The 14,807-nt window shown below is 42.4% G+C and carries 14 protein-coding genes and 1 pseudogene; 7 read left to right on the top strand and 8 right to left on the bottom strand.

Annotated elements, in window-relative coordinates:
* The first annotated feature begins 23 nt into the window (after positions 1-23).
* The 3 genes from lysA (at position 24) to F8R90_RS17075 (ending at position 3,218) form a co-directional block, all read left to right on the top strand.
* A complete protein-coding gene (gene lysA, locus F8R90_RS17085; protein WP_196511732.1) occupies positions 24-1,433 on the top strand; it encodes a diaminopimelate decarboxylase in 1,410 nt (469 codons plus the stop codon).
* A gap of 115 nt (positions 1,434-1,548) precedes the next feature.
* Positions 1,549-2,472, top strand: a complete 924-nt coding sequence (cdaA, locus tag F8R90_RS17080) for a diadenylate cyclase CdaA (protein WP_190895093.1) — start codon at positions 1,549-1,551, stop codon at positions 2,470-2,472.
* Positions 2,469-3,218 carry an isoprenyl transferase gene (locus F8R90_RS17075; RefSeq protein WP_196511731.1) on the top strand — a complete coding sequence of 250 codons (750 nt, stop codon included), beginning with the start codon at positions 2,469-2,471 and terminating at the stop codon, positions 3,216-3,218. The genes cdaA and F8R90_RS17075 overlap by 4 nt, the downstream gene beginning before the upstream one ends.
* 222 nt (positions 3,219-3,440) lie before the next feature.
* Here the strand turns inward: F8R90_RS17075 and F8R90_RS17070 are convergent, their stop codons facing one another.
* Positions 3,441-3,650 carry a type II toxin-antitoxin system RelE/ParE family toxin gene (locus F8R90_RS17070; RefSeq protein ID WP_230966371.1) on the bottom strand — a complete coding sequence of 70 codons (210 nt, stop codon included), beginning with the start codon at positions 3,648-3,650 and terminating at the stop codon, positions 3,441-3,443.
* A 113-nt stretch (positions 3,651-3,763) separates the two neighbouring features.
* A complete protein-coding gene (locus F8R90_RS32935) occupies positions 3,764-3,937 on the bottom strand; it encodes a ribbon-helix-helix domain-containing protein (RefSeq protein WP_230966369.1) in 174 nt (57 codons plus the stop codon).
* Positions 3,938-4,201: 264 nt separating this feature from the next.
* Here F8R90_RS32935 and F8R90_RS17060 point away from each other — a divergent pair.
* Positions 4,202-4,777 (top strand): annotated as a pseudogene (locus F8R90_RS17060) (N-acetylmuramoyl-L-alanine amidase family protein); the annotation flags it as partial.
* Between the two features lie 118 nt (positions 4,778-4,895).
* On the opposite strand, the gene F8R90_RS17055 reads toward F8R90_RS17060, so the two are convergent.
* From F8R90_RS17055 to dnaK, 4 genes are all read right to left on the bottom strand, one after another.
* The gene (locus F8R90_RS17055) at positions 4,896-5,168 is read right to left on the bottom strand and encodes a DUF3143 domain-containing protein (protein WP_069071493.1); all 273 of its coding nucleotides are present in this window, start codon (positions 5,166-5,168) and stop codon (positions 4,896-4,898) included.
* Positions 5,169-5,199: 31 nt separating this feature from the next.
* The gene (locus F8R90_RS17050) at positions 5,200-5,724 is read right to left on the bottom strand and encodes a J domain-containing protein (RefSeq protein ID WP_196511766.1); all 525 of its coding nucleotides are present in this window, start codon (positions 5,722-5,724) and stop codon (positions 5,200-5,202) included.
* Positions 5,725-5,947: 223 nt separating this feature from the next.
* Positions 5,948-6,943 carry a DnaJ C-terminal domain-containing protein gene (locus tag F8R90_RS17045; RefSeq protein WP_196511730.1) on the bottom strand — a complete coding sequence of 332 codons (996 nt, stop codon included), beginning with the start codon at positions 6,941-6,943 and terminating at the stop codon, positions 5,948-5,950.
* Positions 6,944-7,065: 122 nt separating this feature from the next.
* Positions 7,066-9,144: a molecular chaperone DnaK gene (gene dnaK / locus F8R90_RS17040; RefSeq protein ID WP_190895097.1), complete on the bottom strand. Its 2,079-nt coding sequence runs from the start codon at positions 9,142-9,144 to the stop codon at positions 7,066-7,068.
* A 484-nt stretch (positions 9,145-9,628) separates the two neighbouring features.
* Between dnaK and F8R90_RS17035 the strand changes: the two genes are divergently transcribed.
* The 3 genes from F8R90_RS17035 (at position 9,629) to F8R90_RS17020 (ending at position 13,753) form a co-directional block, all read left to right on the top strand.
* Complete coding sequence (locus tag F8R90_RS17035; protein WP_196511729.1) at positions 9,629-10,477, top strand: M28 family peptidase; 849 nt, start codon at positions 9,629-9,631, stop codon at positions 10,475-10,477.
* A 316-nt stretch (positions 10,478-10,793) separates the two neighbouring features.
* Positions 10,794-11,342 (top strand): type IV pilin-like G/H family protein, encoded by a 549-nt coding sequence (locus F8R90_RS17025; RefSeq protein WP_196511728.1) that lies wholly within the window; start codon positions 10,794-10,796, stop codon positions 11,340-11,342.
* A 191-nt stretch (positions 11,343-11,533) separates the two neighbouring features.
* Positions 11,534-13,753, top strand: coding sequence for an O-linked N-acetylglucosamine transferase, SPINDLY family protein (locus F8R90_RS17020; protein WP_196511727.1), 2,220 nt, complete (start codon positions 11,534-11,536; stop codon positions 13,751-13,753).
* 186 nt (positions 13,754-13,939) lie between these two features.
* Here the strand turns inward: F8R90_RS17020 and F8R90_RS17015 are convergent, their stop codons facing one another.
* Entirely contained in the window at positions 13,940-14,572 is a 633-nt protein-coding gene (locus F8R90_RS17015; RefSeq protein WP_196511726.1) for a transposase, read from the bottom strand.
* Between the two features lie 25 nt (positions 14,573-14,597).
* Positions 14,598-14,807: transposase (locus F8R90_RS17010; protein ID WP_196511116.1), on the bottom strand; the 210-nt coding region annotated here is incomplete at its 5' end.

Genomic DNA, 14,807 nt, shown 5'->3' with positions numbered 1-14,807 from the left:
GAACAAGGACAATTTTTATAGTTATGGTATCGACTCACCCCACTGGGGTTCAACATTCTGGAAGTCAATATTTACCTCACAGGCACGACACCAAGGCAAATCCATCGCCTAATCAAGAACTTTTACCCTTAACTGCCAGAGTTCATAATCATGACTCCCTGGAAATTGGTGGGTGTGATGTCACAACCCTAGTTGAGCAGTTTGGTTCACCTTTATATATTTTAGATGAAGAAACCCTGCGTTCAGCTTGTCAGCAATACCGAGATGCTTTCAAGCAGTACTACAAGGGCGAATCTCAAGTATTGTATGCCTCAAAAGCTTGGAATTGTTTAGCAGTTTGTGCGATCGCGGCATCAGAAGGTTTAGGAATTGATGTCGCATCAGGCGGTGAACTCTACACTGCGCTGCAAGCAGGCGTCAATCCTGAGAAAATCTATCTTCATAGCAACAATAAATCTCGTGAAGAACTGATTTTTGCCACAGAAGTCGGTTGCACTATTGTGGTGGATAACTGGCACGAGTTACGCACTTTGGTAGAAATTGCTGAGACAGCAAATTCCCCCTCCGTACAGCCTCGATTCTTGTTGCGCTTGACTCCGGGTATTGAATGTCACACACATGAATATATCCGCACGGGGCAACTAGATAGTAAATTTGGCTTTGATCCAAATGAGTTAGAGGAATTATTTACTTTTGTCAGCAAACAGTCTTTCCTTAACTGCTTAGGGTTACATGCTCATATCGGTTCCCAAATTTTTGAGCGCCAACCGCATCGAGATTTAGCGGCTCTGATGGTACAGTGGTTAAGTGATGCGGCGAAGTATGGTTTAAATTTTTCAGAGTTAAATGTCGGTGGTGGTTTAGGTATTAAGTATATAGAATCAGACGATCCCCCCAGCATTGAAGAGTGGGTGAAACCGATTTGTGAGGTAATTCAAGAAGCTTGTGTAGCCGAAAATTTACCTTTGCCAAAATTACTGTGTGAACCGGGGCGATCGCTAATTGCCACAGCTTGCGTCACTGCCTATACTATTGGTTCATCCAAAGTTATCCCAGAAATTCGTACCTACGTAGCGATCGATGGGGGAATGTCCGATAATCCCCGCCCGATTACTTACCAATCAGTTTATCGGGCAGTAGTTGCCAATAAAATGTCTTCTCCTTTAACCCAAACAGTCACAATTGCTGGTAAACATTGTGAATCAGGAGATATTCTGATTAAAAATGCACTACTCCCAAAGACTGAACCAGGAGATATTCTCGTAGTTATGGGAACTGGTGCGTACAATTACAGTATGGCATCTAACTATAACCGCTTGCCCCGACCGGCAGCAGTTGTTGTGGCGAATGGCGAAGCAAATTTAATTTTGCAACGTGAAACTTATCAAGATTTAATTCGACAAGATCGCCTACCAGAAAGACTGAAAATGTAGTCATTAGTCCTTGGTCATTAGTCATTAGCCAAGAACTAATGACCAATGACTAATGACTAATGACTAATGACTAATGACTAAATGTAATTAGAGGCAAAAGTGTAATCCAGATGTCATGAGAGATTGGTGGAAGCAATGGCTGATAAACCTAGGATGGTCACAGTCCTTGCTACTTGGGACTCTGGATATTGTGTTAGTGCTGGCGCTGACTTACATGATACTAGTTATCATTAGTGAGCGCCGAACACTATGGATGGTGAGGGGATTCATTATCTTAATGCTAGCCTCAGCACTAAGTGGCAGATTAGGACTACCTCTGCTAAGTTTTGTACTGGAAAAGTTGGTGATTGGTTGTGCTGTGGCGATGGCAGTTGCTCTACAGTCAGAGTTTCGACGATTTTTGGAGCAATTGGGGCGTGGCGAATTCCGCCAGTTGTTTCAACCCGATCGGCTGGCAATCCCCAAATCTGATAGTGTAATTGATGAAATTGTTGAGGCTGTTAAAGAATTGTCAAAAAACCGCATTGGAGCTTTACTAATTGTGGAAACCACAGGGCCAATTGATGAGCGAGATTTTTCTGTGCCAGGAGTAAAGCTAAATGCGGAAGTTTCTAAAGAACTAATCCAGACAATTTTTCAGCCAAAAACTTTGTTACACGATGGAGCAACATTAATTCGTGGCTCACGGATCGTTTCATCGGGTATAATTTTACCACTTTCGGGACGCACAGCCTCGCGCCAGTTGGGAACACGCCACCGGGCGGCAATGGGAATTACTGAGCGGGTCGAAAATTGCATTTGTGTCGTCGTATCTGAAGAAACAGGTTCCATTTCCTTAGCGGAACGGGGAACCCTAAATAGACCGCTGACGATTAGGAAACTGAAAGAGTCATTAGAGGCTCTTTTATCCCCAACCGTCGATAGGGAAGCTGTTGCTCCTGGTCTGTTGAGTTTTGTTCGTCAGATAGGTGGGAAGACACTAGCACTGGTTTCACGTTTACTCGGATTACCATCGACCGCTTCTCGAGATAAAAAATGACAGCACAACAAACTAAACTGCAAGATTTACCTAATGACTTAAAACGAGAACTATTGCCCCAACACGTTGCAGTGATTATGGATGGCAATGGTCGATGGGCTAAACGTCAGGGTCTACCTCGGATTATGGGTCATAAGCGAGGGGTAGATGCTCTCAAAGATTTACTTCGCTGTTGTCAAGATTGGGGGATTCAGGCACTTACAGCTTATGCTTTCTCGACAGAGAACTGGAAAAGACCACAGGAAGAGGTGGATTTTTTGATGACTCTGTTTCAAAGAGTTTTGCGCCAAGAATTGCGGGAAATGGTCGAAGAGAATGTTCAAATTAAGTTTGTGGGAAATTTGCAGGACTTGCCGCGATCGCTCCAACAAGAAATATCCCGTTCAATGGAAGAAACTAAGGATAATCGGGGTATCCGGTTTTCAGTAGCTACTAATTATGGCGGACGGCAGGAAATTTTACAAGCTTGTCAAGCGATCGCCAAACAAGTTCAGCAAGGTCTGCTACAACCCAATGAAATTGATGAACAGGTGTTTGAAAGCCACTTGTACACAGCAGGAATTACTGACCCAGATTTGTTAATTCGCACCAGTGGAGAAATGCGCCTCTCAAATTTCCTTCTCTGGCAAATGGCTTATGGAGAAATTTACATTACCGATGCTCTCTGGCCCGATTTTGACCGGGCTGAGTTTCACCGCGCCTTATGTGCCTACCAACAACGGGAGCGGCGGTTTGGGAAAGTGTAAATCAAGACTCAGAGTCGTTGAATAGGGCTTTGATAAGCTGTTAAGCATTTAATTTGCACATTGAGATCGCAGGGGCGCAGGGAGCAAGGGAGAGGGTTTGCAGCTTTTATTACCATGAAAATGGTGCAATTTAAATGACGATTAGCTTATCTCGACAACCACTGACAACACGAACAATCTCCACATCTTGCCCTATGGGCATGTAGAGGATGAGGTAATTGTCTATTGAGAGGCTACGAGGCTACGGATACCAGGTAAAATTTCATCACGCTGTCGTCCAAGACGAGGGAACTGAGCAATTTGGGCAAATTTCGCGTCCAGCTTACTTAAAAAATCCTCAGACTGAGCCAAGCCAGATTGTCTAGCAATGTAATCCGCTATCTGCTCAATGTCTTGAATTGCGGGTTTGGTAAGGCGGTATTGTGGGGTCATGCTTCGTCTGAAACACCGTAGCGCGATGCCTGCGGCGGTAAACTACGCATATTGGCGCGAATTTGAGCCATTGCAGCCGAACCATCAACAACTTCGCCCCGCCCGGATGCTTCTCACCCAATACGCGCATCTTGTTGCAAGTCTTGTAGTCGTCCTTGATAGATGTCTTCTTGCTGTTCCAGGAGTTTTACGCCTGCAAGAATAACTGCGATCGCGTTCTGATACTTACCGCTAGTGATTTGGCGTTGAACTAGGGCTTCTACTTCAGGTGGCAGAACGATTTGCATGGGTTTTTATCGGAGTAGGAGTAACTTTAATTGTAAGCGATCGCTTTGGATGGGCGTTTTTGTGAGCTATACCTACTTTAAGTAAACCAAAAAGTTTTTACTAAGGGCGATTATTCATTTTATGGTTACGCAATTTTATAATTAGCGTCAAACATAGCAGTGCAAGCTGATTTCATATAGGAGTCTATATCAGTGAAACCAATTTTAGGTTTAGCGATCAGTTGCATATTCATTTCTTCACCAGCTTTTGCACAGGTACAATTACAACCATTATCTGGTGTCAAGATTTTAGTTAACCCAGGACATGGAGGGCAAGAAACTGGCGCAGCTGGGCCAACAGGATATTTAGCTAAAGATGTCAGCCTGACAGTATCTAAGTTGCTGCGTGATGAACTGGTCTTAAGAGGCGCGTTAGTAGTGATGACGCGAGAAGCTGACAGAGAACTAGCATTGTCTGATCGCCAAGCCATGATTGATCAACAACAACCAGCGATCGCTCTAACTATACATTACACAGCAGTACCTGACGATGGAGATGCAGAGAATACCAAGGGCATTAGAACTTTTTGGTATCATTCCCAAGCCCATAGCCTAGCCGTTTTTCTCCACAATTATCTAGTTAACCAGCTAGGACGTTCATCAATGGGGGTATTTTGGAATAACTTGGCGCTAACTCGTCCCTCTACAGCACCATCAGTGGTAATGGAACTGGGTTTTATGACCAACCCCGAAGAATTTGAATGGATAACCAACGCCGATGAACAAAAAAAATTAGCGCGAGTCTTGGCAGATGGCGTTGTTGAGTGGTTTCAGGGTGCACTCACTCTGCGATCTAAATAGCATCGATGCAAATAAAGTTAATTTGAGAGGGAAAAACTTTTTGGTTTACCTACTTTATAAAATTGGCGATGCCTACGGCGGTAAACTACGCACTTATTACGGTGAACTGTACTCTTCCTTATGGCCCAGAAAACACCGCTTGTTCTACATCATCCCGACTAAGAGAATACTTGAATGAACGTTGGATATCTTGTCCATTTTCCCCAGATTGGACATATCGCACTACGATTTGCTCAACATCGAGCCATAGTTCAGCTTTCCAACTAGGCCGCTGCACATGCCAGCAATGTCTCTGTGTGTCGTCTTGTTGACAGCCTTGGTCTTTTAGCCACTGTTCAATTTGTGGCAGGGGATGATTATATAACGGGGTATCAGAGGGAAGAAGAGGCATAGAAATTTGCGATTTTGGATTAGGAAATCTTTTAATTTTTAATTACCATAAGGGTAATTAGTTGCGATACATGAGTAATCTGCTGTTGTACAGATGGAGTTGGCTGTAGCAAATGCGTTTGGAAAGCAGCATCACCACGAGTTAAGCCAATGGTAATTGCTAGTAGAAGACAACCTACAAATGTTAACACCAGCATAAATAAAGCAAAAATTTCGCCAGATGAGAGAGGGCGATCGCTCGCATCGAGGTAAGCTGATTTTGACCAGTCATGAGAACGCGAGACGGGATGATTCAAGTCTGGAGGTGGTTGAATCACCGCAAAGCGAGAATAGCCAATTTTTGAATCATAGCTTAACCGCCGTTCTGGATGGCTTAGGGTAGCGTAGGCTTCGTTGATTTGCTGAAATTTAAGAGTGGCGATCGCAGTAGGCAAGTCTGTAGTATCAGGATGATAGCGTTTGCTCAGTTGCCGATAAGCACGACGAATGTCGATTACCGATGCCGAGGGATGCAGTCCTAGCAGGGAGTAATAAGTTGGTTTACTGCTTTGTGGCATTGCCCCGTTGTGATTCACGGCTGTTTGAGTCACCTTGCTCAAAGATATTTTTTATATTCTAAATCGTTTATGAATTGGGTAAGACGGAAGAAGTCACAGCAAATCATTTTTGAGACACTGCGAAAAAGTTTTCCGAAACTAGCTAATTTTCCCAAAATAGCAAATCATCACCGGAATTAGCTCATTTTTTGGGTATTTTCACGGTAAAAATTTATTTTTTTATCTAACCTAGTAAGTTAGCACGGGGTTTAAAGGTTTCAATTTGCCGTAATTTTTCGTACAGTTCCTGTTCTTCTTGACTAATATTTTTCGGGGTAACTATTTGAATTTCCACTAATTGATCGCCACGTTTGCCATCATCGCTAGGGTAGCCTTTATTCCCTAGCCGGAATTTTTGACCAGACCTAACTCCTTGAGGGATGGTCATTTTTACAGGGCCATCGAGAGTTGGTGCTTCTACCTGTCCTCCTAAAACTGCCTCAGTGGGAGTAACAGGTACTTGGCAGACGATATTTAAACCTTCTAGCTTGAATAATGGATGAGGTTCAACGGTAATTTTTAAGTATAAATCACCACCACCAACGCCTTGGTTCCGCAAACGGATGGTTTGACCTGTTACCATCCCTGGTGGCATATTAACTTCTAGCGATCGCCCATCTTCCAAACGAATGCGTTCATTACCACCTTGATAAGCTTTTTCTAATGGGAGCGTTAATCTAGCTTCTATATCCCGACGGGTAGTGCGAGGTGGAGTGTTAACGGTGTAGGCAACTTTTGTTCTGGGGGAACGAAACGGATCGCTAGTATTGCCATTATTGGAGTTACTTGCTGCACTCTTATTTTTGACGCCGATAACTTGATTAATAAAGCTTTCAAAGTCAGAGAATTGGCTTGGATCTACGTCCTGATTGCCGTTGCGATCGCTAGGAGCACTTTGCCAAGTTTTAGCTTTTGGTGTCTGTTTGTTGCCCGCAAAGCCTTTTTGCTTCCAGTAGCGGCTAAACTGGTCGTACTGCGATCGCTTGGCTGTGTCTGAAAGGACTTCATAAGCCTCGCCGATATCCTTAAATTTATCCTCAGATGCTTTATTACCCGGATTAAGATCGGGGTGATATTGTCTCGCTAACCGCCGATAAACCTTTTTAATTTCCTCGCTAGAGGCATCTTTAGATACTCCCAAAATCTCGTAGTAATCGCGGAAATTCGGCAAATTTTGCATAGTCAGTTATTTAAATTTTAGATTTTAGATTAATTATGAGTTAGGAGTTATGAGTTAGTAGTTATGAGTTAGGAGTTGAAAGATTTAATTTTTAACTCCTCACTCCTAACTTCTAACTTTTCTTACAACCAATCATTGTCTTCTTCATCATCCCAGTTATCTTGGTAGCTGGGACGGGATTTGCGTGGAGGACGGCTGTCATAGGAGGAAGAACGACTGTCTCGGCTATAGTCTCTGCCATAGTCTTTACCGTAATCTCTGCCATAGTCGTTACCATAGGAATCGCGTTCCCGATATGTATCTCTGGGGGATTCGCGTTCTTTATCTTTATCACCAGTAAAGATGTCACGGATTGTACCAAACAAGTCGTCATCTTCATCTTCAGCATAAGTCTGGCGGACTTCCCGATTTAGCTCATAGAGAGCATCTTGCAAATCGGCGTAGGCTTGGTCAATACCGCGATCGCTATTTTCCTTGAGACTCTCTTTTAGGTCTCGGCAAATATTATCAATTCTTTGGCGGCGGCTGCGGGCAAACTGCATACCAAATTCGAGTGCTACTTCTCTAAGTTGTCGTTCTGCTTGGAAAATCAACGCCTCAGAACGAGTCCGCTTTTCTACTCTTTCTTTACGTTCGCGATCGACATCGGCGTATTTTTGTGCATCCTGAATCATCCGATTCACTTCCGATTCGTTCAAGGTAGAAGCGCCTTGAACAGTGATACTCTGTTCTCGCCCAGTGGTTCTATCTAAGGCTGTTACCTGTAAAATACCGTTAGCATCAATATCAAATGACACCTGAACTTGGGGAATTCCTCGTGGTGCTGGTGGAATGCCATAGAGCTTGAACCGTCCTAAAGACTTGTTGTTTGCGGCCATTTCCCGTTCGCCCTGAACTACGTGGATTTCCACAGTATTTTGGTTATTTTCAGACGTGGAAAAAATGTCAGAACGGCGGACTGGGATAGTGGTATTGCGGGGAATGAGTTTTTTCATCACGCCGCCGATGGTTTCCAATCCCAAAGAGAGGGGTGTGACATCTAAAAGCAGCACATCTTTGAGTTCACCTGCGAGAATGCCTGCTTGAATTGCTGCACCCACTCCCACTACTTCATCCGGGTTGACGTTTTCGTTAGGTTCTGTACCAATCAAGTCCCGCACTAACTGCTTCACCATTGGCATCCGTGTAGAACCGCCAACTAACACCACTTCTTCAATATCTCTAGGTGAAAGTCCGGCATCTTTGAGGGCGCGTTTCACTGGTGTCCGCAATCGCCCTACCAAATCACCACACAAACCTTCAAACTGGGAACGAGTTAGACGAGTTTCCAGATGCTTGGGGCCATCTTCCGTGGCGGTGATGAAGGGTAAGTTAATATCAGTGACGCTGACAGCAGAAAGCTCAATTTTGGCTTTTTCCGCCGCTTCCATCAGACGTTGTAAAGCTTGGCGATCGCGTCTTAAGTCTACCTCTTCTGTTTCCAAAAATTGCTCTGCTAACCAATCTACTATTATTTTGTCAAAGTCGTTACCACCAAGTTGCGTATCTCCACTGGTAGCCTTGACTTCAAATATCCCATCGCCTACTTCTAAAATTGACACGTCAAAGGTGCCACCACCCAAGTCAAAGACTAAGATAGTTTCAGTGTCACCCCGATCTAATCCATAAGCCAAAGATGCAGCAGTTGGTTCATTGAGAATTCGCAACACTTCTAAACCGGCAATTCTGCCAGCATCGCGGGTTGCTTGCCGTTGAGAATCGTTAAAATAAGCGGGTACTGTGATCACTGCCCCTGTCACTGGTTCACCCAAATAGCGACTAGCATCATCTGCCAATTTCTTCAGCACCATTGCCGAAATTTCTTCTGGGGCGAAATCTTTATTGAGACGGGGACAGGCAACTTTAATATTACCTACTTCATCCTTACGGATGGTGTAGGGTACACGCTTGGAATCGGGATTAAGTTCGCCATATTTCCGCCCAATGAAGCGTTTAACTGCGAAAAAGGTATTTTGTGGATTGAGGACGGTTTGCCGCCGTGCCATTTGCCCTACCACTCTTTCGCCATCTTTGCTGAAGCCAACTACGGAGGGGGTTGTTCGCATTCCTTCTGCATTGGCAATCACCACCGGCTTGCCACCCTCCATAACGGCGACTACTGAGTTGGTTGTACCCAAGTCGATGCCGACTACCTTGCCCATGCGTTACTCTTCTCCTAAAGTGTCTTATATATTTATTATGATTGGGCGGAACTACCTCTAGCTTTGTGCTATTGGATGAAAACACCTCAATGGTATAATAGTCTTCATTAAGGCAGTAAGCTAAGAAGTGCAGCTAGAGGAGATAGTTGCAAGACTAGGATAGCATTGACGATGATTGGTGTGTCCAAGCAGCCTCAATTCTTGTTATCTAACTACTTCTATGCACTGTATCTGCAAATTGGTAAATGCACCTTAATAATACTTGTTCTGGTTCTTTGAGTGCCTGAAAAAGAGGCAAGGGGGCAGGGAGAAGGGAGCAGGGGGGATAGAACAGAATTGGGGTTAGACCCTACTTGAACGAGAACCACTTAATAGAAGTGGGGGATTCAGACCCATGTTCCCCCTTCATTCCAGGACAGCAGGAAGGGGTCATTTCCCCCTGCCCCTTCGTTGAAAACCTTAATATTACTAGTATTTTAAACATTTGAATTTAACAGAGCGATTACAAACTTCCCTGAGTGCGATCGCGCGAGAACGCGATCCTTACATGGCAACGGCTGGGCATTTTTTTGTCCAAGAATACATTCGCCAGCAATTTTCCCAATGGGGGAGTGTGGAAATCCACACCTTTGAAGTCAGGGGTAAAGCTTGTAAGAACTTGATATTAAATTTACCTTCCCAAGCGAGACGACAAAAAAAGAATTTGCCACCTATTTTAATTGGTGCTCATTATGATGGCGTTCCCGGAACACCAGGAGCTGATGATAATGCTACAGGTGTGGCGGTGTTGCTGGAATTAGCCAGAAAGTTTGCTGCTGAACCTGTGAGATATCCCTTAAGGCTGGTTGCTTTCGATATGGAAGAATATGGCTTACTGGGTAGTGCTGATTATGCAGCCCTGTTGCACCAACAAAAGCAACAACTACGCTTAATGATCTCCCTAGAAATGCTGGGCTATAAGGATTCTACGCCTGGTTCCCAAAATTATCCTCCTCCTCTGGAACGCTTCTATCCAGACAGAGGTGATTTTATTGCTTTAATTGGCAATTTACGGACATTGCCTGACTTAATTGGTATGAGCCGTAACATTCGCAAAGCTGGCGTATCTAGTCAATGGCTACCCGTGCCGAATCGAGGTTTAATAGTTCCCCAAACCAGACTTAGTGATCATGCACCTTTTTGGGATTTGGGTTATCCGGCAATGATGGTGACAGATACGGCATTCTTGCGGAATCCACATTATCACAAACCTAGTGATGCGATCGCTACTTTGGATTTAGATTTTCTTAGCGGTGTATGTGAAGGGTTGGAAATTGCGATTCGGCTGTTGTAATCAAATTAATAGTAATGGTTTACCGATTAAACGAAGTTCCAGTGGTGTTGCAAAATGGACACACACTGACATTACCAGACTTGCTACTAGGTTGGGGTATTAGAACTGTGGCTACCTGAGTTTGAATAAGGCACTCTCACAAACGAAATTGAGAATCTAGCCCCTGATCTACATCAGGGGCTTTTGAATGCAAGGATTCTGGATTGTAGAACTACATCTCGCCAAACTTTTTTACCCAAGGTGATAGGAAAGCGATCGCAGTTGGGTAAGTTATATCTAGAACACACAAGCACTTCCTACCCCCGGGAAAACACTTATGAAAACCGAACTAAAAGCAAAATTTCTCCAACACATCCTCGACAAAAAGAAAGAAAACGAAGGTTTTACACTCATTGAATTACTAGTAGTAATTATTATTATCGGTATTTTGTCTGCGATCGCACTACCTTCTTTCTTAAACCAAGCTAACAAAGCCAAGCAGTCAGAAGCTAAAACCTACGTAGGTTCCATGAACCGCGCCCAACAAGCATTTTACCTAGAAAAAAACTCATTTGCGGCTCAAGCTGATTTTGGTAACTTAGGTCTTGGTGTTGCAACACAAACCACAAATTACATATACAAAATTGATGGTGGTGGTGCTGGTAGTAGCATAGCAACTAACCAAGCACAAACAGTAGTTGCTAGCGCACCTCTCAAAACTTATATCGGTGGTGTGGGTGTGGTAGTTCAATCTGGTACCAGTGAAGCTACTACCATAGCTACTTTGTGTGAGGCTGACAAAGCCAGAGTGAACACTGGTGCAGATGGTACTGATGCTTTCACTGACGTAACTTCTTGTCCCGCCGACTACACCGCTTTGAAATAAGTAGAGAAGGGACTTACTACATGAGAATATAGTTTGTCTAAGCCGCTGTATAGGAAAATTAATTCTTCATGTAGTTTGTATTGAACTAAATTAGGTATTTTTAAAAGTGGGTAGATTATTCTATCCACTTTATTTCCATTATGTGAGTCATTCACAATATCTTGCCCCTACACTTTTCCCCAAAAATCCTAATGATTACTAATACATATAACTGGCAAAATCAGGCTGAAGAATACTTCCTTAAAGAAAACTATTTGCAAGCATCAAAATTATATGAGCAAGCAATAGAAATAGATCCAAATACTATTTCATATTATTGGCATTTAGGATTAACATTACTATTGCAAGGGCAAGAAGCAGAAGCTCAAATGACTTGGATGATGCCAATGACCGATGCAGACGAAGAAGAGTTACAAATTTGGACAAATGAACTATTTCAAGTTTTGCAAATAGAAGCTGAAAGGCGTGAAACTCTGGCGGAATATTCTCTAGCTTGGTTAATTCGCCAGCACATGCGCGAAATTAATCCTAGTTATATAAATAATTTGCTTCAAATTCTTATGCTTTGTATCAAGTTGCAAAAATTTGAAGAGATTGACGATTTGAATGAGTGGGGATTAATTGAAATCTTAAAAGCAAAAGAAAATATAGAAATCGATATCGAATTATTAATCCAATTTTTAAAAGAAGTTTTAAATACTATTCCCTTACATCCAATTAATCTGAATTTAATAGAAGCTAGTCTGCCTTATTTCTCTGATCCTCATCAATGCTTCTCTATACTGCTTCCTGCTGCTCTGGAAATAGGCCATACTTTCCGGCAACCTTTACTAGCAGCATCTCTACTAGAATTGCATTTACGATTAGAGCCAGATAATGTAGAAATTTTGCGGCACTTAGCAACTTTTTATCAAGATGATCATAATTATTCTCAAGGCATAGAGACAGCTAGATTGTGTTATTCCTTATCAGAAGGCTTGGCTGATAAAATTTTTGCACTCCATTTGCTGTTAAGGGGCCTAATGTCAGCAGGTGGATATTGGCAAGAGATATGTACAACTTTTGAAGAGTTAGAAACTGTATTTCAACAGTTTATTAAAGCTGAACGAAGTCCTTTAGAAGAAGGAAGAATATTACGGTTGCTTTCGCCATCTTTTGCGATACCTCACATTAAAGATGCTCCTACTGAATTTCGAGCTATTCATAATCAGGTAGCTGAGATTTTTAATAATTATATTAAAAATCTTGCTGAATCAGAAGGAAAAAACTATGATCGTCAAATTACGAATAATCAATATTTAACACCCCATCCGAAAAAGTTAAAAATTGGTTATATCTCTTACGCTTTAAGGAGTCATTCTGTTGGTTGGCTAGCTCGCTGGTTATTTCAACATCACGATCGAGAGAAATTTGATATACATACTTATTTCGTTAACTACAAATTAGTAAACGACTATCTCCAAGAATGGTATCTAAGTCAGGCAGGAAAAGCTCGTCAATTAGGTATGAATGGTCTAGATATTGCTGACCAGATATATCAAGATGAAATTGATATTTTAATTGACCTTGATAGCGTCACTCTAGATATTACTTGTGAAGTGATGGCACTCAAGCCAGCCCCGATTCAAGTTACTTGGCTGGGCTGGGATGCATCAGGCATACCTGCAATTGATTACTTTATCGCAGATCCTTATGTTTTACCAAATGATGCACAAAATTACTATACAGAGAAAATCTGGCGATTACCTCAAACTTACATAGCAGTAGATGGTTTTGAAGTTGGTGTCCCAACTCTCCGCCGCGATGACTTAGATATTCCTATGGATGCCGTTGTATATCTCAGCGCCCAAAGAGGATATAAACGCCATCCAGAAACGACAAAGTGGCAAATGCAAATTATCAAACAAGTACCTAACAGCTACTTTTTGATTAAAGGACTTGGTGAGCAGGAAACAATTAAACGCTTCTTTTACCAAATTGCCGAAGAAGAAGGCGTAGATTGTTCGCGGCTAAGGTTTTTACCAATAGTCTATTCAGAGTCAGTTCATCGTGCTAATTTAGGCATTGCTGATATTGTATTAGATACATTTCCCTACAACGGAGCGACAACAACCTTAGAAACATTGTGGATGGGTATTCCCTTGGTGACGCGAGTCGGTGAACAGTTTGCGGCACGTAATAGCTACACCATGATGGTGAATGCGGGTATTACAGAAGGTATTGCCTGGACTGATGAAGAGTATATAGAATGGGGTGTGCGCTTAGGGAAGGATGAGGCTTTACGTCAGCAAGTTGCTTTGAAGCTCAAAGCATCCCGGCAAACAGCACCACTTTGGAATGGCAAACAGTTTACCCGTGACATGGAAAAAGCTTACGAGCAGATGTGGCAAAGGTATATTGATAAAAAATAAGCTCGTAATAAGGTAGGACTTATGCAAGTGTAACAACAAATTAAAACTTTTAGTTTGTAGTAAGGGCTTCAGCCCTGATTTTGAGGACTAAAGTCCTCTCTGCGAGACGCTGCGCGAACACTACAAACTAAAAATAATATGCCAGTTGCGTAAGTCCTATAAAGGATTTAGCCCTTACTACAAACATTAAAAATTATCCCAATCTTTACCATAATCTTGGACTGGATATTGAGTCCAACAATCACGCAGCCATTGCCGTCCACAAGCCTGTAAATACCAGTGAACACTACTTTCAACCCAGTCGTAAGGAGATTTGACTAAACCATGTTTAACTGCGTTGTAATGAATATAGTTAATAGTTGTATAATAATGTCTTTCCGAGCGAATAGCGCGATCGCTCCAACGATACCAAATTTTTCTTTTAGTAAAATTTTCCTCTATATTCCACTGTCGAGAAAGCGCACCATGTATTCTGCGAAATAATTCACCTAATACATCAAAATTTTCAACATAAACCAGTAGATGATAGTGATTAGGCAAAACAACCCAAGCACCAATTGTTAAGTTCGTAGTGAGCGATGAAGCGCTCCTATCTTCATTTCCACTGCCACCAAACCTATCAAAAATCATATCTAGCAATTGCTGACGACGCGATTCAGTGTGTATATGACACTGATGCTCATAACAAGCTACCGTTAATAAATAAAATTGCTTATCTTGTACAGGATGTGGTGGAGAGTGGGGTGGATAACCCTGGCTTAAGCGATATTTAACTAGTTCAGCTTTTTGTTCTTTTGTGAGCTTGCGATATTCATACATAGATTTTTTGGTTCATCCGTTACTTTTATGGAGAATTAATAGAAAAGTGCCAGTTTAATAAACTGCGTAATCGAAAATTGCTAAAATTACGAAAGCCATACCCAAGTCTTTTAATTAACTTGAGTTTATTATTAATTCCTTCTACAGTACCACTGGTAGTTCTGCCATCAAAATAACCGACTATTTCCCCAAACCATCTCACCATTGTCCCTAGACTTTTCGGAAAGTATGAACG

This window comes from Nostoc sp. NZL, from assembly GCF_015714705.1.
Taxonomy (GTDB): domain Bacteria; phylum Cyanobacteriota; class Cyanobacteriia; order Cyanobacteriales; family Nostocaceae; genus Nostoc; species Nostoc foliaceum_A.
The sequence above is the reverse complement of the archived record's forward strand: the minus strand, read 5'-3'. Positions and strand labels throughout refer to the sequence as shown.